A 26,839-nucleotide genomic window follows, 5' to 3' on the forward strand; every position below is an offset into this window, starting at 1 on the left:
AAAGTCAAAATTCGCAAGCACCTGCCGGATAATGCCGCGTATAGTTCTCCCATCGTCTTGAGCAGGCAGGAGAGTCATCATGAACAACTTTAATCATCGTCGTTATCGGGCTTTCCCGGCGGTTCACAAGCCGGATCGTCGTTGGCCCAACCGGCGCATGCATCATGCACCCATCTGGACCAGTGTGGATTTGCGCGATGGCAATCAGGCCTTGGTGTCGCCCATGAGTGTGGCCCAGAAAATGGAAATGTTCGATTTGCTGGTACGGATGGGGTTCAAGGAAATCGAAGTGGGTTTTCCCGCCGCCTCGCAGCCTGATTTTGACTTTGTCCGCAAAATCATTGAGGAAAAACGGATTCCTGAGGATGTGACCATCCAGGTTTTGACCCAGGCACGAGAAAATCTGGTTGAGCGTACTTATGCGGCTCTGCAAGGTGTGCAGCGCGCCATTGTGCATGTGTACAACTCGACCAGTCCGGCGCAGCGTGAACAGGTGTTTGGTCTGGATAAAGAGGGCGTCAAGGCTATTGCCGTGCGCGGTGCCGAGTGGGTAAAAGCCGGAGCGGCCCGTTTCCCGGAGACCCGGTGGACATTTCAGTATTCCCCTGAAAGTTTCAGCAATACGGAATTGGATTATGCCGTTGAAATCTGCGAAGCCGTGATGTCCGTCTGGCATCCTGAAGAGGGGCAGCCGGTTATTTTGAACTTGCCGGCTACAGTCGAATCCGCCATGCCCAACGTGTTTGCAGATCAGATTGAATGGTTTTGCGACCATTTGCGGGGACGGGAGCACGTTAAAGTCAGCGTGCATACCCACAATGATCGGGGATGTGCGGTGGCTGCAGCAGAATTGGCGGTGTTGGCGGGTGCTGACCGGGTTGAGGGGACCCTCTTCGGGAATGGTGAACGTACCGGGAATATGGACATTCTCACCATGGCCATGAATTTGTATTCTCAAGGGCTTGATCCGAGGCTGGACCTGTCCATGGGGGAGGCCATCAGCAAAATTTACACCCGTTGTACGGGAATGGCGGTTTCTCCCCGCCATCCCTGGTTTGGTGAACTGGTCTATACCGCATTTTCCGGCAGCCATCAGGATGCGATTCGCAAGGGCATCAATCACCGTCAGGGACAGGATGTGGCTGTTTGGGAGGTGCCTTATTTGCCTGTAGACCCTGCCGACTTGGGCCGCAACTATGAAGCGGTGGTGCGCATTAACAGTCAATCTGGTAAGGGCGGGGTCAGCCATGTACTGGAAAGGGATTATGGCATTTCCTTGCCGCGCTGGTTGGCTCAGGAGTTCAGTGCCGTTGTGCAGAAAGCGACTGAAGAGCAATCCGGCGAGATCACGGCGAAGCAAATATATGCCTTGTTTGAAAGTCATTTTGTGCAGCGCAATACCGACTGGCAGATGCAACGCTACCGCTTGCAGCGTGAAGGCGAAAAGGTCATTGCCTCAGTGGTAATGGGCACGGAAGCGCATCCCCGCATTTTGCAAGGGAAGGGGAGTGGGGCCGTAGGGGCGCTGGTAGATGCCTTGATTCAGGGTGCTGGCATTTACGCCGAAGTGGAGCAATTTGATCAGCACGCCCTGGGAGCCGGGACTGGTGCCCGCGCCATGGCCTGCGCCCGGGTCGGTGTGGAATCCGCTGGAACCGCTTCAGCAGTATCTTTTGGTGAAGACACCACCGAAGCCGCCTTGCAGTCTGTGCTGAGTGCCATTGGTAAGGCGGGAGCGGTGGTTCGTCTTCATCAGAACGATGCGCAGAAACAGGGATGAGCAAGGAGGGAGGCTAAATGGATCTACTATCCGCCAAAGGCCTCCCAGGCCGTTCTGGCAATCAGGACCAGCACGACAACAATGAACAGGCGGCGTACAAAAGTAGTTCCATGCGTCATTGCCATGCGGGTACCCATGAGACTGCCCAGCATGTTGCACATGGCCAGAAACAGGGCGAGATGCCAGAGCACATGATTTTTGCTGGCAAACAGAACCAGTGCCGCAAAATTTGACGAGAAATTGACTATTTTGGCGCTGGCGCTGGCATGTAAAAAATCAAAACCAAAGATGAGAATGAATACAAAAACCAGAAAATTACCGGTTCCAGGACCCAGAAAGCCGTCATAAAAGCCGATGAGCAAGCCACCACCTATGCCCAGAAAAATGGCGGTCTTTTGGGAGAAACGGGGTTGATGCACCTGACCCAGCTGTCGGTTCATGAGGGTGTATATCAATACGCCAGCAAGCACAAAGGGCAGGGCACGGCGAAAATCGTCGCCATTGATACGAGTGACCATATCCGCCCCGATCAATGACCCCGTCAAAGACGCCAGGGCAGTTGGGAGAACGGTTTTCCAGGGGATGCGCACGCGCCGGACATAAGACAGGAAGGCGGCACCAGTTCCCCAGATAGCGCCGGCTTTGTTGGTGCCGAGCAGCGTCGCCGGTGCGGTCTGGGGAAAGGTTGCAAAAAGAGCGGGCAGCAGGATCAGTCCACCTCCACCCACAACAGCATCGACAAAGCCTGCAAATCCTGCGGCTAGTCCAAGGCCCATATCTGCAACGTTCAGAAACATCATGAGGAGGATTTTTATAGGATCAGCAGAAAATTTTCAGGCATGCGCCGCCGCAGTTTTCCGGGCCAGGACGGCGGCCTTTTTGGCTATCTGAGCGCCGGGCAGACCGAAAGTCTCGCGCACAAAACACCAGCCGTACAGCCCAACCAGTATCAATAAGGCCACCCCTACCAGGGATACCAGCAGTGCCGCAGCATAAGTATGCAAGCGTGCCGAAATGAAGGTGATGCACCCCTGTAGCAGCAGGCTGGCCAGCAAGAAAGCCAGCCAGACCCGAACATTGGCCAGCACAGCCTGGAATCCTGCCAGCAGGGCTAGATAGCCTCTCTGGGTGATACCCGTGACAATGACGCCAACAGACAGCAGCAAAAATGCATTACCCAGCATGGTTTGTGCGGTACCAAGGGCATTGGTGATGAGCGAACGTAACCAGTCCGGCAGCTTTTGCCAGTCGGCAGATTTCAGATTGTGCAAAGTCGCCGCTGAGGAAATATGATCCTGACTGAATATACCCTGCAGATAATGCCGGAATATCAGCATCAGCATCAGCAGTGCCGCAACCAGCAGGGCAATTTCCAGGATGAGCCGCAAGAGGGGCCACCAGGGTACGTCGCGAATGCTGCGGCCAACGTCGGTCAACTGCGTGCTACCCTGATGAATCGCCATGGCGACGGCAAATATAATTGCCATGACAATGCAGGAGATGGGAATACTCAGTACAAGCGGCTGCCAGGCTATATTCAGTAGCAATAGTACCAGATAAAGCAGCGCAAAAGACCGGGGCGAAGCACGCAGCAGAATCAGAGAATCCCGCCACCAGCGCAGCAGCCAGCCGGATTCAACGGGCTGTGGTTTAAGCGATGCAGCCATTATTAGATAGTGTGGAAGCAGAAAGGGGCCTACGCTGACGATGACGCATCGTCACGGTATGCCCCTCTCCCTGATGACCATTATTGCCACGATGTTTGACTTTGCGGTTGTAAACCGTCTGGTCTTTCTCGATACGGGTAGGGTGAACACCCAGACGCGGTTTTGGCCGTTTGGCCTGGCCATGTATTTTTTCTATTTTCATCAATATCTCCTGAATTCTCCAGAAACTGGACCTAGTCTAGCATGATCCGGGCAAGGATGAAGATTACAGGTTTTAGGGGTAAATTTCTGCCATCGCTCCGTATTTCAGAAGCCTAAGGAATGAGCGTTATTTTTTCCAGCGACCACTGACCAGCCGCCCAACGTCCAATGCAGGCTGCATCCGGGCTCCAGGCACCCAGCACCATTCGCCAGCCAGCGTCAGTGTGTTCCCAGACGGGGCGATGCGTATGCCCATGTACCAGCACATCAAAACCCTGCTCCAGGTGCTGATCCGCAATCCCGTGATGCAGAGCCGTCTGAATGGCCATAGGATGAGCGTCGGTGATATTCAGGGATTTTTTCTGGACTGCGCGAGTGCTTCCCCGCCGCAGGCCCGTCGCCAGTTTTTGCAACCAGGAGTAGGGGAGATTACCGACACTGAGACGCATCAAGGGATGGCGAATCACCCGCCGAAAAATCTGATAGCGTCGGTCTTCCGTACAGAGCAGATCACCATGGGTGAGCAGGATATTTTGGGTATCCAGGCGCAAGGCCATCGGGTCGGGAATAGGAATAAGGCCAAAGGACGCGAGCAAGTTTTTGCTCAAGGCAAAATCCCGGTTGCCAACCATCACATAGACCCGAATACCTGCTGTAACCAATTGCTGCAGGTTCGCAAACACTTCGGCGTAGGTGCTTTCCCGGGATTGATCGGCATGGACCCAGTAATCAAACAGGTCCCCGAGAATAAAAATAGCCTGCCCTTCTTTAGCCCGGGTTTCGCAAAACTGCTGAAAAAGCCGGGTCAGGGCAGGCTGCTGGGGGCTCAGGTGCAGATCAGAAATGAACCAGATCGGTCCGTCTTCAAAATCCACATCCAGATAGGGCATATCAGGCCGTAGCGATACGCTCGCCCTTTTCAATGGTGACGGTTTCCTTGGGCACATCCTGGTGCATACCTTTATTGCCGGTAGGCACTTTGGCGATTTCGTCCACCACTTCCATGCCGCTGACTACCTTTGCAAAGACCGCATAGCCCCAACCGGTACCCGAAGCGGCTTTGAAGTTGAGGAAATCATTGTCGGTCAGATTGATGAAAAACTGGGCTGTGGCTGAATGGGGATCGTTGGTGCGGGCCATGGCCAGAGTCCCGCGCAGGTTCTTCAAACCGTTTTCTGCTTCATTTTGAATGGGCGTATGGGTTTTTTTCTGCTGCATATCTGCCGTAAAACCGCCGCCCTGAATCATGAAACCGGGAATGACCCGATGAAAAATCGTTTCATCAAAAAAACCTTCATCAACATAGCTCAAAAAGTTTTCGACCGTGTTGGGGGCCTTTTCGGCATCCAGTTCGATGATAATATCGCCCTTGTTGCTGTGCAGTACGACTTGTGGATTGGTCATGAAGACTCCTCGGGATTGCAGGGATCCACCCTGTTCAGAATAAATTCACCACTGGGTCAGCGGCAGCGAGTGAGAAGAGTAAAGCGTCAGCCTAGCTTTTGTCGATAGGCGCAAGCATCATGACGCAGGGCATTCATCCCAAAAACGGTGGTTGCCACGGGTGTTTTGCAGCGACTTTTGTTTCGCGCCGTTGTTGTTCTTGGCGAAATCCTGCGCCCGTCAGGAGAGCTGTTTGAGCCCGTAGGGCGAGTTCTCTCCTGACAGCAGGATGAGCCCTAGAACAACAGGCGAGGAATAATGGAGCAAAAAAACCCGTGGCAACCACCGTTTTTAGATTCATGGATTCTCCGGGTCAGAACGGGTCACTTCACAATGAATGCGGCCTCTAGCTAAAGTAGCTACCAGTTGTTCACCGGGATGGGTGTTCTGACTGTCGAAAATAACTTTTCCGGATGCATCCCGTAATACCGCAAAGCCTCTTTGCAATACTGCCAGAGGATCCAGCAAACGCAGTGCAGAAGTAGATTGCTGCTGGCGAAGGCCCGCTCGCTGCAAAATATCGAGCATGACGGTTCCCAGATTTTTCTGGCTTTCGCGCAGTTGCTTTTCCAGAATCTGCAGACGTTGTCCTGGATCCTGGCGCGCTCGTCGCTCCTGGAGATAGGCGAGTTGCTGCGCTCGCGATGACAGCTGCAAGGTCATGGCTCGAGACAGGTTCTCACGAGCGAGTTGCAGGCGTCGTTGGGCCGCATCCAAACCTTCTCCAGGATGGCGCAGGCGCATCCGCAAAAAATCGAGGCGCTGGGATTCATCCTGCAGCTTTCTGAACATGAGTTTTTCAATCTGATGATGTTGAGTCTGAACTTTGGGAAGCCACTCGCTCCGATCAGGACTGACCGCTTCTGCAGCGGCGGTGGGAGTGGCCGCTCGTAGATCACTGGCAAAGTCCGCAATGGTAAAGTCAATTTCGTGACCAATTCCGGTGACTACCGGAATGCGCGAGGCACGGATGGCACGGGCCACCATTTCTTCATTGAAACACCAGAGATCTTCCGTGCTGCCACCACCACGGGCAAGAATCAGCACATCTTCGGTGCTGCGCGCATTGGCGCGCCCCAAGGCTTCGACAATCTGGCCGGCAGCCTGATCCCCCTGAACCAGTACCGGATAAACCATTATGGCGAGCAATGGCCAGCGTCTGGCCAGGGTTGCCCGGATATCCTGCAAGGCTGCGCCTGTCGCCGAAGTGATCACTGCCACCCGTTGTGGCCATGCGGGTAGTGGGCGCTTTAAATGGGCTTCAAAAAGCCCTTCGGCTGCGAGTTTTTCTTTTAATGCCAGAAAACGCGCCTGCAAGTCACCTTCACCGGCTTCCTGCAATTGCTCAATAATCAGCTGAAATTCACCCCGACCCTCATAGAGCGTAGGTTGTGCCAGCACCTGAATTTGCAGGCCGTTTCGTGGTTGCACCCGGCTATATGAATTTCGTTGCCGAAACATGGCGCAACGTACCTGGGCGCGACTGTCCTTGAGAGAAAAATACCAATGGCCAGAGCCCGGCGCACTGAAATTGGAAATTTCACCCTCGACGCGTAACAGCGGAAAATTGCCTTCAATAATTTCCCGGGCCGTACTGTTCAGTGCACTGACTGACAGCACCGGCATAGATTCTTCAGAAATACGCATGTCTCGACCTCATCCCTTGACCCCATCCGTCCCGCGCTTTAAGGTCAGCATATAGCATTTTACTGTCATTCGGGATGGTCCCGTCTGCCGCGCGCGATTCTGCGCAATCCTGTTTACGAGAGGAGATAGCATGGCTGTAGTGGAACTTACCCAGGAAAACTTTGAACAAATGGTTACCGGAAATGACATGGTTATTGTCGATTTCTGGGCTCCTTGGTGTGCGCCTTGCAAGGCTTTTGCCCCAACTTTTGAGGCTGCAGCCGAAAAATACCCGGATATTGTTTTTGGCAAGGTAAATACGGATGTGGAACAGGAACTGGGTGCTTCCTTCCAGATTCGTTCCATTCCCACATTGACCATTTTTCGTCAGCAGATTGGTATTTTTTCCCAGGCTGGTTCGCTACCTGCCAGCGCGCTGGAAGAAGTTATCCAGCAGGCACTCGCGCTTGATATGGATAAAGTCCGTGAGGAAATTGCCAGTCAACAGGGCGAAAACACCAGTCATTGAGACGTTCACGCCGGCCTAAAAACCGGCGTATAACTGCAGTAGCAGTAATCCCAGCAGACTTATGACTGCCGCAGTCAAGCCGCTACGCAACGGCAAAAACCAGCTTGGCAAGCTCAAGCGCTTGTTTATGCGATAATCGGCGAACCACTGTGCGATAAAGCCCAAAATCAGCAGGACCAGCGCTACGGGTGCTGACCACCATAAAGCAAAAAACCCCCATAATGCCGGAATAACACTCCACATCATCAACATGGGTGCGTCATCGCTGTGTTCACGGTTCATGGCCAGGCCCCAGTGAATGGCACCAAGAAAACTGAGAATAATAGCGGCGTACATATTACCCAAAGTTAAAGCCACCACACCGTAACCTTTCCAGAATCCCAGATTGGCAAGAATAAGGGGAATGATTCCTGCCCAACCGAGTATTCTCGCCATACGCATGCTATCCATGATGACTGTCCTTGGCTGAAGGGGAAGCACTGGAAGCCGTCGCTGCAGTACCAATACCTTTCGGTTGAATGTTGGTAAAACCAATCACGACCAGAGCGACCATGGCGGCTGCCCACAGCACCAGAAACAGCGCGAATAACAGCGGGCCAACTTTTCGTTTTTTCAAGGGATTCTCCTCATCAGTAAATCACCAGGCATTGACCCGACGCACACCCATGAAATGCATATTCAGCGGAATTTCAATTTTCCGGGTTTGGGCTGCCAGCTGCTTGGAAAAAGGCATATAGGGAAACGAAAGTCGAATAATGCGCTCAGCCGCGGCATCAAGTTCCTTGTTGCCGGAAGGATCTACCATGATGATGCGTTCCAATCCTCCCTGGGGGTTGAGCACCACTTTGACTTTCAGCTGACCCACCATAGAGCCGGGATAATTGAGATCGCCAATGCGTTCCAGCTTCTGAATCCAGCCGGCGATGTAAAAATCGGCTACCGGTCCTTTGGGGTTCTCGAATTTGGGTAAAGGGGGGCTGGAGGTAGCTTCACGCGCGGCTTGGTCCATTTGTTCCTGCAGTCTTCCCAAATTGATATGGGGTGGACCTGCGGGCTGGATGCTTTGCAGGGTGGAAGGTGCCTGAGAAACAGCTGGTTGCGGTTTTTGTGGCAGCGCATGGGGATGGAATACGGGGTGTGGTACGGGGCGGGGCACCGGTCGGGGTACTGGTACCGGTCGCAGCTGCGGCTTCACCGGGTGTGGTTTCACCACCGGCCGGGGATGAGGGATCACCTGCGGTTTTACTGGACTTGGAGTCACGGCCTTATTCGGCAACGGCATGACATGGAAAGTTTTATTGACTTCCGTCTGGTTGTGCAGTGCCTGCATTTTGGGCTTCTGGACATGGATCAGCAAAAACAGAGCGAGGGCCACCAGAACAGCTGAAACAGCCAACCACGGAGCCAGGCTTTCACTCCAATGGGGTTTCTCATCAGGAATCAAAAAGTAAAACTTTTGTTCAGCGAAGGCCAATCGTCCTAACCTCGCGGCAGTGCCGCTCATGAAATATGCCCGCGCAAGGCGGGCGGCAATGCTTAGCTTGTCCTATCAACCGCCACGAGTAAAGCCGGTTAATGCGCGCTTTTGGGCGGCGCTGGAATATGCGGAAGAAATGCTGCAAGCAAGCCCAGCAGCGGCAGGAACGCACAAATCTGGTAGACCACCTGGATACTCCAGACATCCGCGAGTTCACCAAGAACAGCAGCACCCACCCCACCCAGACCGAAAGCCAGACCAAAAAATAATCCGGAAATGGTACCAACCTTACCGGGAACCAGCTCCTGGGCGTAAACCACCATGGCCGGAAAGGCCGAAGCCAGCAGAAAACCAATGACCACTGTTAATAGTGCACTCATGGTTAGGCCGACGTAGGGCAGGGCCAGGGTAAAAGGCGCGATTCCCAAAAGGGAAACCCAGATGACCTTCTTGCGACCAATGCGGTCACCAATGGGTCCACCCATCAAGGTTCCAGCGGCAACCGCCGCCAGAAAAATAAACAAATGCAACTGGGCTTCCTGGGTGGCAATGTGAAAACGCTGCATCAGATAAAAAATCAGATAGCTGCTGATACTGGTCAGGTAAAGAAATTTGGAAAACATCAGTGCGACCAGAATGATAATGCTGCGTTTGACCAGTTTTTGCGGTAGTACCGCTTCGCGAACCTGGCTCCCTTGATTTTTGGGTTGACGATGCTGATGTTGGTACCAACGCCCCACAAAAGTCAGAATCACAATGGCCAACAGGGCGGCCAGGGAAAACCAGGACAAGCTGTGCTGGCCATTGGGCATGACAATAAATGCCGCCAACAGCGGTCCAACGGCGGTGCCCACATTACCCCCCACCTGAAAAATGGACTGGGCGAGGCCATGACGGCCACCCGAAGCCATCCGCGCCACCCGCGAGGATTCGGGGTGAAACACCGACGAACCCAGACCCACCAGTGCGGCAGCAAGCAGGAGTATCAGATAATTGGGTGCAATGGAGAGTAACAACAAACCCGCAAAGGTGGATACCATTCCAATAGGCAACGAAAAAGGCAGAGGGTGTCCATCCGTATAACGCCCGACTAGCGGTTGAATAATCGAGGCCGTCAGCTGGTAAGCCAGGGTAATCAACCCGATCTGTGCAAAACTCAAGTCAAAATTGCTTTTGAACAATGGGTACACCGCCAACATCAGCGATTGAATGCTATCATTGAGGAAATGTGACACGCTGATGGCACCAAGTACGTCAAAGCGGGTGCCTTCCTGCCTGAACATGGTGTTTATCTGCGCTGTCTTTTGTATGGACATGGAGAGAGGAGCCTTTCGGGATGGAAAACCAGTCGAAATATTAGTGTCCAATTAACCGACCGTCCAGTATGAAATTAAATTTTTGCGCTTGCCCCGAGGATGGGGCCTAGTGTTTAATTGGCAAACATGGAAAAAGACATGAATAACGAACCCTCTTCTGCAGACACACCTGCAGACTTCGCCAGCACCCTCGACGCCCTTGAAGCTACGGTCCGCCGTCTGGAAGGTGGTCAGCTGGGTCTTGAAGATTCGGTAGCCCTGTTCAAGCAGGGTATGGACCTCGCCAAGCGCGCCGAATTGCAACTACTTCAGGCGCGTCAGACCGTGGAAATACTGCTGGGAGAGAATACCACCCCAATGACTCAGGATGATTAATCAATGACCCTGGAAGCCCTGGAGACCACTCAGAATTTTGCTTTATTTCGTCGGCATGCTGTGCAACGCATTGAGTCAGTTTTGCAAAACCTGCTGCCCGACGAACATGTTTTACCGGCGCGCTTGCATGCCGCCATGCGTTACAGCACCTTGGGTGGCGGCAAGCGCATACGGCCGCTTCTGGTATATGCTACCGGACTGTGTCTGGACCTTGCCCCGGAAAAACTCGATCGCCCTGCTGCCGCCCTGGAAATGATTCATGCCTATTCGCTGGTCCATGATGATCTCCCGGCCATGGACAATGATGATTTGCGGCGGGGGTTACCGACCTGCCACAAAGCTTATGATGAAGCCACGGCCATTTTGGTGGGTGATGGTTTGCAGGCCCAGGCTTTTGTCGCCCTGTCCGAGCCGGATTGGGGCGTTGATCCTCAATGGCAAGTTCGCATGCTGGCGGCATTAGCCCTGGCAGCCGGTTCTCGGGGTATGGTCGGCGGTCAGGCCATTGATCTGGCGGCGGTTGGCCATGAGCTGGCTTTGCCAGCTCTTGAGCAAATGCATCTGCATAAAACCGGAATGCTGATTCGTTGCGCTATTCAACTGGCTCTTTGTGCCGCAGGCGTTGAAGAAAATTCGGAGCAGGGCGGCATGCTGCTACAATATGCGGATCGGGTTGGGCTGGCCTTTCAGGTTCAGGACGATATTCTTGATGAAATCGGTGATCTGCAACAAACCGGTAAAGCCCTGCAGGGCGCAGATCGCAGTCGTAACAAACCGAGTTTTGTGACCTTGCTGGGCTTGAAAGAAGCCCAGAATTACGCACACCGCCTTCTGGAAGAGGCTCTGGCTGCCCTGCAGTCCTGGCAGCATGAGGCGGATCATCTGCGCGCACTGGCGCGCCTTATTGTAGAGCGGAATAAATGACGGACTTGTTGAAGGGTATTCCCATGCCCGAAGAATTGCGGAGAATGTCCCGCACTGAATTGAAGGGTGTTGCCAAGACATTGCGCCAATTTCTTCTGGAATCCGTAAGCCAGACCGGCGGGCATTTATCGTCCTGTCTGGGTACGGTGGAACTGGCGGTTGCCTTGCATACGGTTTTCAACACACCCGATGATCGGCTGGTCTGGGACGTGGGCCATCAAGCCTACCCCCATAAAATTCTGACCGGGCGGGGACCCCGCTTTGGCCAACTGCGCATGAAAGACGGGCTTTCCGGTTTTCTGAAACGCGATGAAAGTCCCTACGACAGTTTTGGGGCTGGTCATTCCAGTACCTCAATCAGCGCCGGACTGGGAATGGCGGTTGCCGCAAAACTGGAAAAGCACGACCGGGAAGTTGTTGCCATCATCGGCGATGGTGCCATGACCGCTGGAATGGCTTATGAAGCCCTCAATAATGGGGGGGTACTGGACGCCAACCTGCTGGTGGTCCTTAATGACAATGAAATGTCCATTTCTCCCAACGTCGGTGCGGTTTCCCAGTATCTCACCCGCATCCTTTCCGGGCGCTTGTATAATACCGTGCGTGATGGTGCCGGGCAGGCATTAAGTCTGGTGCCGCCGCTGCGCGAGCTGGCCAAAAAGGCTGAGGAAGGCGTCAAGGGATTGGTTACTCCAGGAACTCTTTTTGAGGAAATGGGCTTCAATTATTTTGGACCCATCGACGGTCATGATCTGGACGCCCTCATTCCTACCCTGGAAAACCTCAAAAAAATTAAAGGGCCACGTCTTTTGCATGTAATGACCAAAAAAGGCAAAGGCTACGGACCAGCTGAACAGGATCCCTGCGGCTATCATGGTGTTACCCCTTTCAATCAGAGTGATGGGAAAATGGCCAAAAAGGCGGGCGGGCCGCCCAGCTACACCAAAATTTTTGGCGATTGGCTATGTGACAAAGGGGCGGCAGAATCCAGTCTGGTGGCCATTACCCCGGCCATGCGCGAAGGTTCGGGCCTGGTGCGTTTTGAGCAGCTTTATCCGGAACGTTACTATGATGTCGGTATTGCCGAACAACATGCAGTGACTTTTGCTGCAGGCATGGCCTGTGATGGCATGCATCCGGTCGTGGCCATTTATTCGACCTTTTTGCAACGCGCCTATGATCAATTGTTGCATGATGTCGCCATTCAGAATCTGCCCGTACTGTTTGCTATTGATCGGGCCGGTTTGGTGGGCGCCGATGGGGCTACCCATCAGGGTGCCTTTGATATGGCCTATTCGCGTTGCATTCCCAATCTGGTGATCATGGCACCCAAAGATGAACAGGAACTGCGCGACATGCTCAATACCGGGTTTGCTTATCCCGGTCCGGCGTTAGTTCGCTATCCTCGTGGAAATGGAGTAGGGCTGGAACTGGAAAAAAACCTGGAGCGCACTGTACCACTAGGCAAGTCTGAAGTACTCCGCTCCGGAAAAAAACTGGCCATATTGGCTTTTGGTACACGGGCAGCAGCAGCTTTGCAGGCTGGAGAAGTGTTAGGTGCGACGGTTATTAACATGCGCTTCGTCAAACCATTAGATCAAGAGTTGCTCCAGGAGTTGGCCCAGACCCATCAGGCTTTGCTCACGGTAGAGGAGGGAGTGATTGCCGGTGGCGCGGGTTCTGCTGTGGCGGAATACCTGCTGAACCAGGGGCAAATCGTTCCCATGCGCATTCTTGGGCTTCCCGATCAGTTCATTGAGCAGGGAGATGCCAATCAGTGGCTTGCAGAACTGGGGCTGGATACTTCTGGAATCACAGCAGCAGGCCGTACTTTGCTGGACTCTCTTGCCCAGAAGCCGGGTCACGCGTAATATCTGACTAAATTGGTCCACTATTCAAAGTGAGGTGCGCGTGAAGATTTGCGCTACAGAGATTCTTGAAGATGTTCAGGGTAGGGTAGATCCCCGTGCCATTCCCATTCAGCAGGTAGGTATTCGTGCCGTCAGGCACCCTCTGCAGATTGCGGACAGAGAGGCAGCAGTTCAACCCAGTGTTGCCTTGTGTAACATGTATGTCAGTCTGCCTGCTCATCTCAAGGGCACACACATGTCGCGCTTCATTGAAATACTCAATAACCATGAAGCTCCGATCAGTGTCGAAGGTTTTCGGGGTGTTGTTGAGCAAATGTGCACACGCCTCGAAGCCGATTCGGCACGACTCGAAATGCGTCTGCCATTTTTCGTGCAAAAAGCGGCACCCGTTTCCGGCGTCAAAAGCATGCTGGATTACGAGGTGGAATTGATTGGCGAAATCACCCCGAAAGGCTATCAATTAACCTTGGGAGTCATGGTGCCGGTAACCAGCCTCTGTCCCTGTTCAAAAAGCATTTCAGAATACGGGGCGCACAACCAGCGTGCCCATGTTTGGGTGCATGTCCGCAGCCAGGGGACTATCTGGATTCGGGATCTTATTGATTTAATTGAAGCTGAAGCTTCGTGTGAATTGTATGGTTTACTGAAGCGTCCCGATGAAAAGCATGTGACGGAATATGCCTATGATCATCCCAAATTCGTCGAGGACATGGTCCGGGATGTGGCTCTGCGTCTGCAGGAAGATCCGCGAGTGCGCTGGTTTTCGGTGTCATCGGAAAACTTTGAATCCATTCATAACCATTCGGCTTACGCCATGATTGAAATGGAAAAATAATTCATGGCTGGCAGCAGTTTTGGGGAGTGTTTCCGGGTGAGCACCTTTGGCGAAAGTCATGGACCGGCCATTGGCTGTATTATTGATGGTTGCCCGCCGGGAATGCCCCTGGCACCGGAAGATATCCAAGGTGATCTGGATCGGCGCCGCCCGGGGCAGTCACGCCACACCACCCAGCGCCAGGAAAAGGATCAGGTAGAAATACTTTCGGGTGTGTTCGAAGGGGTCACCACTGGAACACCCATTGGCCTGCTGATTCGCAATACCGACCAACGCTCCCAGGATTACAGTAAAATCAAGGATCTGTTCCGTCCTGGTCATGCAGATTATACGTATCTGCAAAAATACGGATTACGGGATTATCGGGGCGGGGGGCGCTCATCGGCTCGCGAAACTGCAACCCGCGTCGCGGCGGGTGCCGTCGCGCGCAAATTTCTCAAAGATCGGCTAGGCATGGAAATCCTTGCCTGGATGGCGCAGATGGGAACTGTGAAGGCCCAGTCGTTTGATGTCGCTGAAATTTCCAAAAATGACTTTTTTTGTCCAGATGCCAGCGCTGCAGAACAGATGGCAGAATTTCTGGATGCGTTGCGCAAGGAAGGTGATTCCATCGGTGCCCGCGTCGATGCCCGGGTTACAGGCATGCCGACAGGACTGGGAGAACCTGTTTTTGATCGCCTGGAAGCTGATATTGCCAAGGCTATGATGAGCATTAACGCGGTGAAGGCCGTGGCCATGGGGGATGGTTTTGATGTAGTCGAGCAGCGCGGCAGTCAGCACGGCGATGCGCTGACCCCGGACGGTTTTCTGAGTAATCATGCCGGCGGAGTGCTGGGCGGAATATCTTCCGGTCAGAATCTGACGCTTTCGGTGGCCATCAAACCTACCTCCAGTATCCGTATTCCTCGCCAAAGTATTGATATCCACGGCCAACCTCAGGAAGTGGTAACCACCGGTCGCCATGACCCCTGTGTGGGTATTCGTGCGGTACCCATTGTTGAAGCCATGCTGGCTTTGACGTTGATGGATCACTGGATGCGTCAGCGCGCCCAGAATGGAGACGTACAGTCTCCACTTCCCCCTATTTCTGCATAAATAATGGGCATTGAACGGGAAGGGGGCTGGCTGGCCGCCTTCTATTTTGTTTATTTCTGCGCCTTGGGTGCGTTCATGCCCTACTGGGGACCCTGGTTGCATGCTCAGGGTCAAACCCCTCTGGCTATTGGCATCCTCACCGCTGCCGTACAATTCAGTAAAGTTCTGGCGCCCAATCTCTGGGGATGGTTATCCCACTTCTGGGGGAGCCGCCGGATTGTGATGCTGGGGACTCTGCTCACCGCTGCCGGGTTTCTGGCACTGGAATTCAGCGCCGGTCATTTCCTGGTCATTCTGCTTATCACCCTGGCATTTTCTTTTTTCTGGGCCGCAACGTTGCCATTGGTGGATGCGGCCACTATGGACTGGGCGCAGCGTCGCTCGGCCTCTTATGGTCGCATCCGCTTGTGGGGTTCATTAGGCTTTATTGTCCTGTCCCTGGGAATGGGGGTGTTCATCAGCAACTGGGGAATGCGCGCATTTTTACCCGGTATTCTGGTGTTTTTAGTGCTTGCCTGGTGGGTAAGCCGCCATTTGCCTTACGGAATCCAGACCCATCCGTCACATCAGCTGCGTCCGCGCATGAGTCCGGTCTTGCGGGATGCCGGGCTCTGGTTTTTTTTGTTGGCGGGCCTGCTCGAACAGGCCAGTCACGGCGTATATTATGCATTTTATTCGATTTATGCCGAGGCGCATGGGCTTAGCAGTAGTAGTGTTGGCATGCTCTGGGGTTTTGCCGTGCTTTGCGAAGTAGCCTTTTTCTGGTGGGGAGATCGTTTTATCCATCGCTTTGGTGTGCCACTGGTTTTTACCGCCTCCTTTTTTCTGACGGCGCTGCGCTGGGGAGTAATTGCCTGGTGGCCGGGCTTACTCTGGATAGTGCTTGTCCAGAGTCTGCATGCAGCCAGTTATGCAGCTTTTCATCTGGCCGCTGTACACTGGGTATCTGAGCGTTTTCCCGGAGCCTTGCGGGCCCGGGGCATGGCGCTTTATGCCAGTATGGTTTATGGACTGGGCGGCGGCTTGGGTGCCCTTGCCGCAGGCTGGTCCTGGGCCCAATGGGGTGGGCAGCTGACTTTTGCCGGGGCCGGTCTGGTGGCCTTGCTGGCCAGTGTTTTTCTGATTAAAGGATTGCGGGGATCCCCTACCCTTGAAAAAAAGACCAACTGATCCCATGTGATGGTCAACGTTTATTCCATGGAGCTTTACCATGCGCACTGATAAATTGACCACCAAATTTCAACAGGCCTTTCAGGATGCCCAAAGCCTTGCTCTCGCTCAGGATCATCAACAAATTGAACCCATTCATTTTTTGATCGCTTTTCTGGATCAGGAGGGGGGGGTTGCCCGTCCGGTACTTGCCAAAGCTGGTGTGCAGGTGGATGCCCTGCGCAATCAGCTGAGTCGCGCATTGGAAGGCATGCCCAAAGTACATGGTCAGCCCGGCGAAGTACAGGTGAGTCGTGACTTGAACAATATGTTCAATCTGGCCGATAAAATCAGTCAGAAACGCGGAGACAGCTTCATTTCTACCGAGCATTTTCTGCTCGCCCTGCTGGACGACAAGGGCGAGGCCGGACGCTTGTTCAAAGCTGCAGGAGCCACCAGCAAGGATCTTGAACAGGCCGTCCATGATCTTCATGGTGGCGAAAAAATCAACGATGCCAATGCTGAAGAACAGCGGCAGGCGCTGGAAAAATACACCACTGATTACACCGAAAGGGCCAGACAGGGTAAACTGGATCCGGTCATTGGTCGCGACGATGAAATCCGCCGCACCATTCAGGTATTGTTGCGACGCAGCAAGAATAATCCGGTGTTGATTGGTGAACCCGGCGTCGGCAAAACGGCCATTGTTGAGGGTCTGGCTTTGCGTATGGTCAATGGCGAAGTACCGGAATCCCTGCGCGACAAGCGCCTTTTGGGCCTGGATCTGGGGGCCTTGATTGCCGGCGCCAAGTTTCGGGGTGAATTTGAAGAACGTCTGAAGGCCCTTTTAACGGATCTTGAAAAAAGTGAAGGGAAAATCATTCTTTTCATTGATGAAATTCATACTCTGGTAGGGGCAGGTAAGGCTGAAGGTTCCATGGATGCGGGCAATATGCTCAAACCGGCGTTGGCGCGCGGTGAACTGCACTGTATTGGCGCCACTACCCTGGATGAATATCGCAAATACATCGAAAAAGATGCGGCGCTGGAACGCCGCTTCCAGCGGGTGCTGGTAGATGAGCCCAGTGTCGAAGACAGTATTGCCATTTTGCGGGGCCTCAAGGAGCGTTATGAGGCCCATCATGGGGTACGCATTACCGATCCGGCATTGGTGGCGGCTGCCCAGTTATCGCACCGCTATATTCCAGATCGAAACCTTCCCGATAAAGCCATTGATCTGATGGATGAAGCAGCATCGCGTATCAAAATGGAAATTGATTCCAAACCTCAGGAACTGGATGAACTGGAACGCCGAATCATCCAGTTGAATATTGAGCGGGTCGCACTGGAAAAAGAAAAAGATGAAGCAAGCCTGAAGAGACTGGATATTTTACAGTCTCAAATCAAGGATCTGGATAAAAAATATCAGGATCTGGAAGAAGTCTGGAAAGGTGAAAAACTGACCATCGAAGGCACTTCGCAAATTCAGAAAGAACTGGACCGCAAGCGCGTGGATCTGGATACAGCGCGTCGCGCCAATGATCTGGAACGCATGGCAGAATTACAATACAGCGTCATTCCTGCCCTCGAAGCCCAGATCAAAGCGGCTGAAACTCAAGGCGAAGGCGCAAAGCAGACAAAATTGACTTTGCTGCGTACCGAAGTCGGTGAAGAAGAAATCGCCGAGGTCGTGGCCCGCTGGACAGGTGTTCCCGTTTCGAAAATGCTTGAAGGCGAAAAAGAAAAGTTGTTGAAAATGGAAGAACGCCTGCAGGCGCGGGTAGTGGGACAAAGCGAGGCAGTGGCCGCTGTTGCCAATGCCATTCGCCGTTCTCGTGCAGGACTTTCTGATCCACGCCGACCCAATGGCTCATTTTTATTTCTTGGGCCTACTGGGGTTGGTAAAACCGAATTGACCAAGGCATTGGCAGAATTCCTGTTCGACAGTGAAGACCTACTGGTCCGCATTGATATGAGTGAATTCATGGAGAAGCACTCGGTAGCGCGCTTGATTGGTGCCCCGCCCGGATATGTCGGCTATGAAGAAGGCGGCTATTTGACCGAAGCGGTGCGGCGTAAACCCTACTCTGTTGTTCTGCTGGACGAGGTGGAAAAAGCCCATGCCGATGTGTTCAATGTCCTCTTGCAGGTGCTCGATGATGGTCGCTTGACGGACGGACAGGGACGCACGGTGGACTTCCGGAATACGGTCATTGTCATGACTTCCAATCTTGGTTCGGACCGGATTCAGGAGTTCAGCCGTAGCGGCAATTATGACGCCATGCGCGTCGCCGTCATGGACGTGGTTCAGGATCATTTCCGTCCGGAATTCCTGAATCGTATTGATGAGATGGTGATTTTCCATCCGCTGACAGCCGTGCAACTGCGGGAAATCACCAGTCTTCAGATGGGCGCATTGCGGGCGCGCCTGAAAGAGCGGGATATGGATTTGTTGTTAAGTGAGGGGGCATTGGACCGTCTTGCTGAAGTGGGATATGACCCGGTTTATGGAGCCCGTCCCCTGAAACGGGTCATTCAGCGGGAAATTGAAAACCCGCTTGCCCAGCGTTTACTGCGCGGGGATTTCAGTCCGGGTGAAATCATTGAAGTGATGCTTGAAGGTGACAATTTCACCTTCACCCCGCGTCGTCTGCACTGATTTATTCTGAACACGGCGGGCCAAAGTCGCTGCAAAGCTTCCCGGCCCACCGCCGAGTTCAGGCTTACGCAGAACTCAGCGTTTGTCCTGAGCCCCCAGTTGCTGCAGGGTGCCCGCATCTTCCAGGGTGCTGATGTCCTGCGTTACATCCTCGCCCCGGGCAATAGAGCGTAACAATCGGCGCATGATTTTGCCCGAGCGGGTCTTGGGCAGGGCGTCGGTAAAACGAATATCATCCGGCCGGGCAATGGCGCCAATCAGTTCAGTGACCTGCACCCGTAATGCCGCGCCGAGTTCATCCCGGTCATCCCCTTGATGTTGATGTTTCAGTATAACAAAAGCACAAACAGCTTCTCCCTTGATTTCGTGGGGAATCCCTACCACAGCAGCTTCTGCCACTGCCGGATGGGCGACCAGGGCTGATTCTATTTCGGCGGTGCCCAGGCGATGCCCGGAAACGTTGAGCACATCGTCAATGCGGCCCATGACCCAGAAATAACCGTCCTGATCCCTACGGGCGCTGTCACCGGCTACATAGTAGCGGTTATTGAATTTGGCCCAATAACTTTCAATGTAACGCTCCGGATTCCCCCAGACTCCACGTAACATGCCCGGCCAGGGTTGATCAATTACCAGATAACCCCCGGCGTCGGGAGCGTCAACCGGATCTCCCCGGTCATCCACAATCCGGGCACTGATGCCGGGTAAGGGGAGGGCGCAGGAGCCGGGTTTGTTGGCGGTGACGCCGGGAAGTGGCGCGATCATGTGGCCACCGGTTTCAGTTTGCCACCAGGTATCGACAATGGGGCAGCGTCCCGCACCAATTTGCTGGGAATACCACATCCACGCTTCAGGGTTCATAGGTTCGCCGACGGTACCCAGCAGACGCAAACTCGACAAATCATGTCTGGCCGGCCATTCATCGCCCATTTTCATGAAAGCCCGGACGGCCGTAGGCGCCGTGTATAGTACGCTGATTCCATGGCGGGCGATCATTTCCCAGAAACGGTCGGGCTGGGGATACATGGGTGCACCTTCGTACATGAAAATGGTTGCGCCATTGGCGAGGGGGCCATACACCACATAACTGTGTCCGGTAATCCAGCCGACATCTGCCGTGCACCAGTACACATCTTCGGGTTTCAGATCAAAAGCCCAGCGGGTGGTCAGCATAGCCCAAAGCAAATAACCGGCGCTGCTGTGAAACACGCCCTTGGGTTTGCCGGTACTGCCGGAGGTATAGAGAATAAACAGCGGGTCTTCTGCCGCCATGGGCAGGGCGGGGCAGACGGCGCTTTGTCCGGCAACAGCTTCCTCCCACCAGATGTCGCGCCCTTCCTGCATGTCGATGTCCGCACCGGTTCGGCGCAGGACAATGACCCGTTTCACGGAATGTTCGTGTTCACGCAGCAATGCCTGATCGGCGTGATGTTTGAGAGGGACTTTTTTGCCAGCACGCCAGGCCCCATCTGCGGTAATAAGCATCACGGCAGACGTATCTTCAATACGATCTTTAAGCGCTTCGGCAGAAAAGCCGCCAAATACTACCGTATGAATGGCACCAAGACGGGCGCAGGCCAGCATGGCCACAACGGCCTCTGGGACCATGGGCATGTAAATGGCGACCCGATCGCCTTTTTTGACACCCTGATGGATGAGCGCATTGGTAAAAATGCTGACCTCCCGGTGCAACTGCGCATAAGTATAGGTGCGGACTTCTCCGGCTTCCCCCTCCCAAATCAGTGCCGCTTTATGGCGCTGTGCCCCATGCAGATGACGATCCAGGCAGTTATGGGTCACATTGAGCTTGCCGTCGCTGAACCAGCGATAAAACGGCGCGTCGCTGGAGTCCAGTACCGTTTTGAACTCCGTGTCCCAGTCCAGATGCTGGCGCGCCAGATCAGCCCAAAATTGCTGAGGATCGTGTGCTGCTTTTTGCTGGAGTTCTGCAAAATCTTCTGCCGTCAGGTTTGCCTGGTCAGCAAAATCTGCGGGTACTGCGAAAAGGCGGTTTTCGGTCAGACTGGAATCAATGGCATTATTCATAAATCACTCTCAATTTTTTTGTGTGGTCCGCATATTCAGATAATGCTTTAACATAGCATAGAGAAAAGCGTTCCTGGACTATTCGGCTACTGGCCAGCTTGAAAACTTATGCGGTGACTGCAGTTTCCTGTGCAGTGTTACCCTCAAGAACATACAGTTCGGCTTTGGTCAGTGCTGCGGGGCTACCAAATAAAACCAGTACATCTCCAGATTTCAATACGGTATCCGGAGCCGGATCGCGCCCGCGAATACCGTGCCGCCGCACGGCCACCACAGACACGCCAAAACTGGTCAAATTCAGCTCGCGAAGGCTAAGGCGCAAGCCAAAAGCGGTTTCACCCAAAGGGATAGAGGCCAGTCGCGCCGAAGCCTGATCTTCGCCGGGTTCAGAACCGCCCCAGAATGCGCCACGGAAGAACTGGTAGCGCTCCTGACGAAAACGCCTGACCCGACGTAATACGGTGCTGATGGGAAAACCGATGAGTAATAAGGTCTGAGAGGCGAGCATCAAGGCCCCTTCGTTTACCTCCGGCACTACTTCATCGGCTCCGGCGGCTTCCAATTTTTCCAGTTGGCTGTCGTCATGAGCACGGACCACCACCGGTAATTCTGGTCTCAACTCCTTGATTATGGAAAGAACCCGCTGACTGGACGCGACATTGGCATAGGTGATCACCACCGCCCGCGCCGAGAAAATTCCCGCCGCCTGCAAAACGTCACGTCGACTGGCATCCCCATAAAATATGGACTCTCCCGCAGACTGCGCCTGACGGACCCGCACCGGATCCAGATCCAGGGCAATAAAAGGAATAGCTTCTTCTTCAAGTACCCTGCCTACACTTTGACCAACCCGGCCATATCCACAAAGCACCACGTGGGCCTTGAGATCAGCGGCGCGTATTTCAGTGAGTTGCTGATCGCGATGATTGTGGTAACTTCCCACCAATTTGCGCGCAATCCAGCCATTACGTTCTACCAGAATGGGTGCCAACATCATGGATAACAACATACCGCCCAACACAGGCTGCAACACATGCGCGGGTAACAATTGGTATTGATTGGCCAGTGCCAGCAATACAAAACCAAATTCTCCCGCTTGTGCAAGGACAATGGCAGAGCGTAATGCCACTCCGGGTTCATAACCGAATAATCGGCTCAGCCCCCACACCAGAAAGCCTTTTAGAAACACAATCAGCAATAAAACGATGAGCACCCAGGCAATATTCGCCCACCAGGCGGGCAAATCCACCAACATCCCGATGGTGACAAAAAACAGCCCCAGGAGAATATCGCGAAAGGGCGCAATATCAGCTTCCACCTGATAGCGATAGGCGGTTTCGGAAATCAGCATGCCCGCTACAAATGCGCCCAAAGCCAAAGAAAGCCCGGCCTGTTCCGTAATCCACGCCAGAGCCAGGGTCACCAGTAACACATTGAGCATGAACAGCTCAGTAGATTTGCGGTTGGCAATCAACTGAAACCAGGGCCGCATTATCGGCCGGCCAATGACCAGCAAGACCAATAACACCACCACCGCTTTAAGACCGGCCATGGCAAGATCATGAGGAAGCTCTTTGGCGGACCCTGCCAGTGCCGGAATCAGAATCAGCAGGGGAACTACGGCTAAATCCTGAAACAGCAATACACTGACCGCTATGCGACCGTGACGGGACTGCATTTCCATTTTCTCGGCCAGGGCACGGATTACCATGGCCGTCGATGACATGGCCAGAATGCCCCCGAGAATCACGCCGGTTTTCCAGGAAAGCGGAATAATCAGAGCAATACCCACAAAAATAACACTGGTAAGCAAAACCTGGGCAGCGCCCATACCAAAAATCAGTCGTCGCATGCTCATGAATTGTGAAAGACTGAATTCCAGCCCAATGCTGAACATCAGAAACACCACACCAAATGCTGCCAGTTGACGGGTGCTGGCCAGATCGGGCACCACCGCAAGAGCATGCGGCCCGAGAATGACTCCGGTCAGCAGATAGGCAAACACTGCGGGCAACTGCAAAAAGCGCAGGACCCCCACCAGGATCACGCCCGTAGCGAGCAGCAAGATAATGATTAGCAGTCCCTGATCGTGCATAGGTCTCCTCAGCAAACACACCAGAATCTGGTCATGGCGCTTGCGTGGTTTTCATAGGTAGGGTCGATTGAGTGTTTGCACTCCCCGAAAGGGATATGGGCTTATGTTCGGCAGATGCCCACTTTCTGTTATCATAACCGGAAAAGGAGAAATGCGCATGTATATTGTCACGGGCGGAGCTGGATTCATCGGCGCCAATATTGTTTATTCACTGAATCAAAAAGGTATTTCAGACATTCTCGTGGTTGACCACCTGACCCGCGCAGACAAGTTTCTCAACCTCACCGATCTGGAAATTGCCGACTACATGGAAGCTGAGCGTCTTCTGGAGTTGATTCAGAATGATCAGCTGCAAGGTGTCGAAGCCGTTTTCCATGAAGGCGCCTGTTCCGATACCATGGCCACGGATGGGCGTTATGTCATGGAAAACAACTATGCTTTCAGCAAGGCGTTACTGCATTGGTGTCAACGGCACAATATTCCTTTTCTGTATGCATCCAGTGCTTCTGTTTACGGTATGACCGGGAGTTTTACGGAAAAACGCGAAGCCGAATCTCCCCTGAATATTTATGGTTTCAGCAAGTTTCAGTTTGATCAGTATTTACGGCGCATGTGGAATGAGTTGAAGGCCCCGGTACATGGATTTCGCTACTTCAATGTCTATGGCCCCCGGGAGTTTCATAAGGGCCGTATGGCTTCTGTGGCCATGCATTTTTACAGGCAATATCGGCTGGATGGGCATGTGCATCTGTTCGCAGGCAGTGCCGGTTATGCGGATGGCGAGCAACGTCGAGATTTTATTCACGTAGATGACGTAGTGTCCGCCAATATGCACTTTCTGGATCATCCACACAGCGGTATTTACAACGTGGGCACGGGGCAGGCTCAAAGCTTCAATGATGTGGCTGTCACTGTGGTCAACAGTATGCGGCGTATGGCCGGTGAGGAAACTCACGATTTACCCAGCCTGCAAAAATCCCAAACCATTCGTTATATCAGCATGCCTGATGCACTGCATGGTAAATATCAAAGTTTCACACAGGCTGACATTCGCCAATTACGCGCTGCAGGTTATAGCAAAACCTTTCTCTCCGTAGAACAGGGAGTGGAGCGTTACATCGACTGGCTGGCTGAACGGGACCAATAATGGAAACGCGGGTACTCATCACCGGCGTTGCCGGATTCATTGGGTTTCACCTTGCGCGGCGTTTGCTGGCCGATGGATGGATTGTGCAGGGGATTGATAATCTTAACGACTATTATGATCCTAACCTCAAAAAAGATCGTCTCGCTCAACTGGAAGGTCATCCAGCTTTTCAGTTTAAAAAAATCGATCTGGCAGATCGCTCCGCCATGGATACGCTTTTTGCGGGACCCCATTTTGATGTGGTGATTCATCTGGCCGCTCAGGCTGGTGTGCGTTATTCATTGCAGGCTCCGCACAGTTATGTGGACAGTAATGTGACCGGTTTCTTGCACATCCTTGAGGGATGTCGGGCACAAAAAGTCGGGCATCTGCTTTTTGCGTCTTCCAGCTCTGTGTATGGAGCCAATAGTCAACTCCCTTACAGCGTTCACGATCCGGTGGATCATCCAGTCAGCCTTTATGCGGCCACCAAGCGGGCAGGGGAGTTGATGGCTCATAGTTATGCGCACTTGTATGGCATTCCCTGTACGGGGCTGCGTTTTTTTACCGTTTATGGTCCCTGGGGAAGGCCGGACATGGCGTATTTCAGCTTCACCCGCAAAATCCTTGCCGGTGAAAAAATTCCGGTATTTAATCATGGAAAAATGCAGCGGGATTTTACTTATATAGACGACATCATAGAAGGTGTTACCCGTCTTGTTCCGAAAATACCCGGCCCGCAGGCCAGCTGGCCTGCGGATCCGGCATCCAGTGCCGCGCCTTTTCAGATACACAATATCGGCAATCATACACCGGTAGCCCTGACGGACTTTATTCATACGCTGGAAGAGTGTCTGGATAAAAAGGCAGAAATCGAATGGCTGCCCATGCAGGATGGTGACGTGGTAGCTACCTACGCCGATGTCTCTGCACTTCAGGAGGCTGTCGCTTTTGCTCCGGACACGCCCTTGCGTGCGGGACTGCAGCACTTTGTGGACTGGTACCGTCGGTATTATGGCAATGCCCAATAAGCCACTTCATCTTCAATCCATTCATTTACGCAGCCGCACGGAATTTGTTTGGCATCAACTGCGTTATACAGCCATTGGGCTGGGTTTTATGACCATCTCTTTGGGGGTCGGTATCCTGGGTTACCATTTTCTGGGAAAGATCAACTGGATCAACAGTCTGCTCAATGCCAGCATGATTCTCAGTGGTATGGGGCCGGTGTCCAACCTGCATGGGACTGTCGCCAAGCTTTTTGCCAGTGCCTACGCTCTATATTCGGGTATTGTCTATCTGGCAGTATCTGCTGTTCTTCTTTACCCGATAGTCATGCGGCTCCTGAAGATTTTACATCTTCAGGCTCTTAACACCACTACGGATAATTTGCATGCAAAGCAGAAAGTCTATGCAGACGACGAATAATCAGCAGGCTGTTTTTCCGGGGTAAACGCTGGCACCGGTTGAGGCACTGATCTCAGAGTTTTTTGATCAATCCAGCTGCGGCCGGAACGAAAACTCATCCATTGCTTTGCGTCATAATCATAGAGTTTGCAGTCACTGAATATTCGACGCACAGATCTAAAACTAAAACGCATTTCATGCAGATAGATACCATAGGCCGAGCGCAGGTCTTCATAAGCTGCTTCAAGATGATAATAGGGGATACGCGGATCTACATGATGCGGCGCATGAATCAGGATGTTATGAATAAGCATTTCGCTGATTTTTGAACAACGCACGACCGTACTGCAATATAGTTGGCCAACACTCTGACTCCATTCTTCTTTTTCCATAAAAAAGGGAATGTCAGGATGCGTGTGATGCAGATAAACAAAAAGGGCAATGTAGTAATTGAAAACCAGAAAGGGGAGCAGCACCGCTGCGATAAAGCCCAGGGGACCTGCCGCCCACCAGGAAAATGCCGAAAATACCATGAAAAACAGTGCAGTAATGATTTTACTTAAGGTAAAAGCGCGCCTGTTTTTCTGATCTGCCTTGAAACGCACCATTCCGGGCCACCATACGCGCAGCAGATAATGCAAGGCACAGGTATAAGGGCTTCGCTCCAGTCGATATATCCATTTTTGAAAGATGTTTTTTTGGCGATATTCCCGGGGGGTTAATGGTTTCCAGATCCAGTCAATGGGGCTCAGACTCGTAAACCCATGGTGCACGCGATTATGTCCAAAAGCCCATAGGCGATACATATTGAAGGAAGGCAACATGAACAGTGTGCCCAATACCTCGGCCAGGTGCCGATTTTCAAATAAGGCGCCATGCGCGGCATCGTGGGCCCAGACAAACATGAAAGCAACAGCAGATCCTGCCACCAGGCCGAGCAGCAGCTGTGCCCACCAATGGTGGATCAGCAATATGCCAGTAATCGCCGCTAGATAAAGCCCTGCGTCAAAAGCATAACTGAACAAAGCCTTGCTGATATCGCGTTGATAACATTCCGGCCGAATAGACTGACGAACCGTTTGAATTTTAAGTGATTTCAAGGCATCATATTGCTTTCCTGGATCTGCTTGCATTTGAGTCGCCCTATATAAATATAATAGCACATTATTATACATAATATACCGCGATCACCAAGTGTTTTTGAGTATCCGGGCGAGT

Annotated in this window: 25 protein-coding genes; 12 read left to right on the top strand and 13 right to left on the bottom strand. The window is 53.0% G+C overall.

Annotation, left to right across the window (positions count from 1 at the left end):
* Window positions 1–79: 79 nt before the first annotated feature.
* Window positions 80–1,780 carry a 2-isopropylmalate synthase gene (locus H7F11_RS11015; RefSeq protein ID WP_193649346.1) on the top strand — a complete coding sequence of 567 codons (1,701 nt, stop codon included), beginning with the start codon at window positions 80–82 and terminating at the stop codon, window positions 1,778–1,780.
* A gap of 26 nt (window positions 1,781–1,806) precedes the next feature.
* Here H7F11_RS11015 and H7F11_RS11020 read toward each other — a convergent pair whose 3' ends face one another.
* The 6 genes from H7F11_RS11020 to xseA form a co-directional block, all read right to left on the bottom strand.
* Window positions 1,807–2,580, bottom strand: coding sequence for a TSUP family transporter (locus H7F11_RS11020; RefSeq protein ID WP_193649345.1), 774 nt, complete (start codon window positions 2,578–2,580; stop codon window positions 1,807–1,809).
* 33 nt (window positions 2,581–2,613) lie between these two features.
* Window positions 2,614–3,447 (bottom strand): hypothetical protein, encoded by an 834-nt coding sequence (locus H7F11_RS11025; RefSeq protein WP_193649344.1) that lies wholly within the window; start codon window positions 3,445–3,447, stop codon window positions 2,614–2,616.
* Window positions 3,431–3,649 (bottom strand): hypothetical protein, encoded by a 219-nt coding sequence (locus H7F11_RS11030; RefSeq protein ID WP_193649343.1) that lies wholly within the window; start codon window positions 3,647–3,649, stop codon window positions 3,431–3,433. Before H7F11_RS11030 ends, H7F11_RS11025 begins: the two co-directional genes overlap by 17 nt.
* Before the next feature lie 112 nt (window positions 3,650–3,761).
* Entirely contained in the window at window positions 3,762–4,571 is an 810-nt protein-coding gene (locus tag H7F11_RS11035) for a UDP-2,3-diacylglucosamine diphosphatase (RefSeq protein ID WP_227485437.1), read from the bottom strand.
* Entirely contained in the window at window positions 4,540–5,052 is a 513-nt protein-coding gene (locus H7F11_RS11040) for a peptidylprolyl isomerase (RefSeq protein WP_193649342.1), read from the bottom strand. The genes H7F11_RS11035 and H7F11_RS11040 overlap by 32 nt, the downstream gene beginning before the upstream one ends.
* A gap of 336 nt (window positions 5,053–5,388) precedes the next feature.
* On the bottom strand, window positions 5,389–6,738 hold the full coding sequence (xseA, locus tag H7F11_RS11045) for an exodeoxyribonuclease VII large subunit (protein WP_193649341.1): 1,350 nt from the start codon (window positions 6,736–6,738) through the stop codon (window positions 5,389–5,391).
* Between the two features lie 130 nt (window positions 6,739–6,868).
* Between xseA and trxA the strand changes: the two genes are divergently transcribed.
* Window positions 6,869–7,246: a thioredoxin gene (gene trxA, locus H7F11_RS11050; RefSeq protein WP_193649340.1), complete on the top strand. Its 378-nt coding sequence runs from the start codon at window positions 6,869–6,871 to the stop codon at window positions 7,244–7,246.
* Between the two features lie 15 nt (window positions 7,247–7,261).
* Here trxA and H7F11_RS11055 read toward each other — a convergent pair whose 3' ends face one another.
* The 4 genes from H7F11_RS11055 to H7F11_RS11070 all read right to left on the bottom strand — a co-directional run bounded on the left by H7F11_RS11055 (window position 7,262) and on the right by H7F11_RS11070 (window position 10,039).
* On the bottom strand, window positions 7,262–7,696 hold the full coding sequence (locus H7F11_RS11055; protein ID WP_193649339.1) for a DUF3429 domain-containing protein: 435 nt from the start codon (window positions 7,694–7,696) through the stop codon (window positions 7,262–7,264).
* Window positions 7,689–7,862 (bottom strand): hypothetical protein, encoded by a 174-nt coding sequence (locus H7F11_RS11060; protein ID WP_193649338.1) that lies wholly within the window; start codon window positions 7,860–7,862, stop codon window positions 7,689–7,691. The genes H7F11_RS11055 and H7F11_RS11060 overlap by 8 nt, the downstream gene beginning before the upstream one ends.
* Before the next feature lie 21 nt (window positions 7,863–7,883).
* Entirely contained in the window at window positions 7,884–8,750 is an 867-nt protein-coding gene (locus H7F11_RS11065; protein WP_227485438.1) for an energy transducer TonB, read from the bottom strand.
* A 68-nt stretch (window positions 8,751–8,818) separates the two neighbouring features.
* The gene (locus H7F11_RS11070; RefSeq protein WP_193649337.1) at window positions 8,819–10,039 is read right to left on the bottom strand and encodes an MFS transporter; all 1,221 of its coding nucleotides are present in this window, start codon (window positions 10,037–10,039) and stop codon (window positions 8,819–8,821) included.
* A 138-nt stretch (window positions 10,040–10,177) separates the two neighbouring features.
* Here H7F11_RS11070 and xseB point away from each other — a divergent pair, with 138 nt between their 5' ends.
* From xseB to clpB, 7 genes are read left to right on the top strand one after another with little or no spacing between them, the layout of a single operon-like run.
* Window positions 10,178–10,414: an exodeoxyribonuclease VII small subunit gene (xseB, locus tag H7F11_RS11075; RefSeq protein WP_193649336.1), complete on the top strand. Its 237-nt coding sequence runs from the start codon at window positions 10,178–10,180 to the stop codon at window positions 10,412–10,414.
* 3 nt (window positions 10,415–10,417) lie between these two features.
* Window positions 10,418–11,338: a farnesyl diphosphate synthase gene (locus H7F11_RS11080; protein ID WP_193649335.1), complete on the top strand. Its 921-nt coding sequence runs from the start codon at window positions 10,418–10,420 to the stop codon at window positions 11,336–11,338.
* A complete protein-coding gene (dxs, locus tag H7F11_RS11085) occupies window positions 11,335–13,209 on the top strand; it encodes a 1-deoxy-D-xylulose-5-phosphate synthase (RefSeq protein ID WP_193649334.1) in 1,875 nt (624 codons plus the stop codon). Before H7F11_RS11080 ends, dxs begins: the two co-directional genes overlap by 4 nt.
* Window positions 13,210–13,249: 40 nt before the next feature.
* Entirely contained in the window at window positions 13,250–14,044 is a 795-nt protein-coding gene (gene folE2 / locus H7F11_RS11090; protein ID WP_193649333.1) for a GTP cyclohydrolase FolE2, read from the top strand.
* Between the two features lie 3 nt (window positions 14,045–14,047).
* On the top strand, window positions 14,048–15,139 hold the full coding sequence (aroC, locus tag H7F11_RS11095) for a chorismate synthase (RefSeq protein WP_193649332.1): 1,092 nt from the start codon (window positions 14,048–14,050) through the stop codon (window positions 15,137–15,139).
* Between the two features lie 3 nt (window positions 15,140–15,142).
* Complete coding sequence (locus H7F11_RS11100; protein WP_193649331.1) at window positions 15,143–16,309, top strand: MFS transporter; 1,167 nt, start codon at window positions 15,143–15,145, stop codon at window positions 16,307–16,309.
* A 40-nt stretch (window positions 16,310–16,349) separates the two neighbouring features.
* Entirely contained in the window at window positions 16,350–18,947 is a 2,598-nt protein-coding gene (gene clpB / locus H7F11_RS11105) for an ATP-dependent chaperone ClpB (protein WP_193649330.1), read from the top strand.
* A gap of 75 nt (window positions 18,948–19,022) precedes the next feature.
* On the opposite strand, the gene acs is transcribed toward clpB, so the two are convergent.
* Both acs and H7F11_RS11115 read right to left on the bottom strand, forming a co-directional pair.
* Window positions 19,023–20,993, bottom strand: coding sequence for an acetate--CoA ligase (gene acs / locus H7F11_RS11110; RefSeq protein WP_193649329.1), 1,971 nt, complete (start codon window positions 20,991–20,993; stop codon window positions 19,023–19,025).
* 106 nt (window positions 20,994–21,099) lie between these two features.
* Window positions 21,100–23,088, bottom strand: coding sequence for a cation:proton antiporter (locus H7F11_RS11115; RefSeq protein ID WP_193649328.1), 1,989 nt, complete (start codon window positions 23,086–23,088; stop codon window positions 21,100–21,102).
* A 157-nt stretch (window positions 23,089–23,245) separates the two neighbouring features.
* On the opposite strand from H7F11_RS11115, the gene rfaD reads away from it, so the two are divergent.
* The 3 genes from rfaD to H7F11_RS11130 are packed head-to-tail and all read left to right on the top strand — an operon-like array spanning window position 23,246 to window position 25,642.
* Window positions 23,246–24,235 (top strand): ADP-glyceromanno-heptose 6-epimerase, encoded by a 990-nt coding sequence (gene rfaD / locus H7F11_RS11120; RefSeq protein ID WP_193649327.1) that lies wholly within the window; start codon window positions 23,246–23,248, stop codon window positions 24,233–24,235.
* Window positions 24,235–25,245: an NAD-dependent epimerase gene (locus H7F11_RS11125; protein WP_193649326.1), complete on the top strand. Its 1,011-nt coding sequence runs from the start codon at window positions 24,235–24,237 to the stop codon at window positions 25,243–25,245. Before rfaD ends, H7F11_RS11125 begins: the two co-directional genes overlap by 1 nt.
* Window positions 25,235–25,642 (top strand): hypothetical protein, encoded by a 408-nt coding sequence (locus tag H7F11_RS11130; RefSeq protein WP_193649325.1) that lies wholly within the window; start codon window positions 25,235–25,237, stop codon window positions 25,640–25,642. The genes H7F11_RS11125 and H7F11_RS11130 overlap by 11 nt, the downstream gene beginning before the upstream one ends.
* Here the strand turns inward: H7F11_RS11130 and H7F11_RS11135 are convergent.
* Window positions 25,624–26,754 (bottom strand): fatty acid desaturase, encoded by a 1,131-nt coding sequence (locus H7F11_RS11135; RefSeq protein ID WP_227485439.1) that lies wholly within the window; start codon window positions 26,752–26,754, stop codon window positions 25,624–25,626. The genes H7F11_RS11130 and H7F11_RS11135 overlap by 19 nt on opposite strands.
* Window positions 26,755–26,839 lie beyond the last annotated feature (85 nt).

This window comes from Acidithiobacillus sp. HP-2 (genome assembly GCF_015100155.1).
In the GTDB taxonomy this organism is placed as follows: domain Bacteria; phylum Pseudomonadota; class Gammaproteobacteria; order Acidithiobacillales; family Acidithiobacillaceae; genus Acidithiobacillus.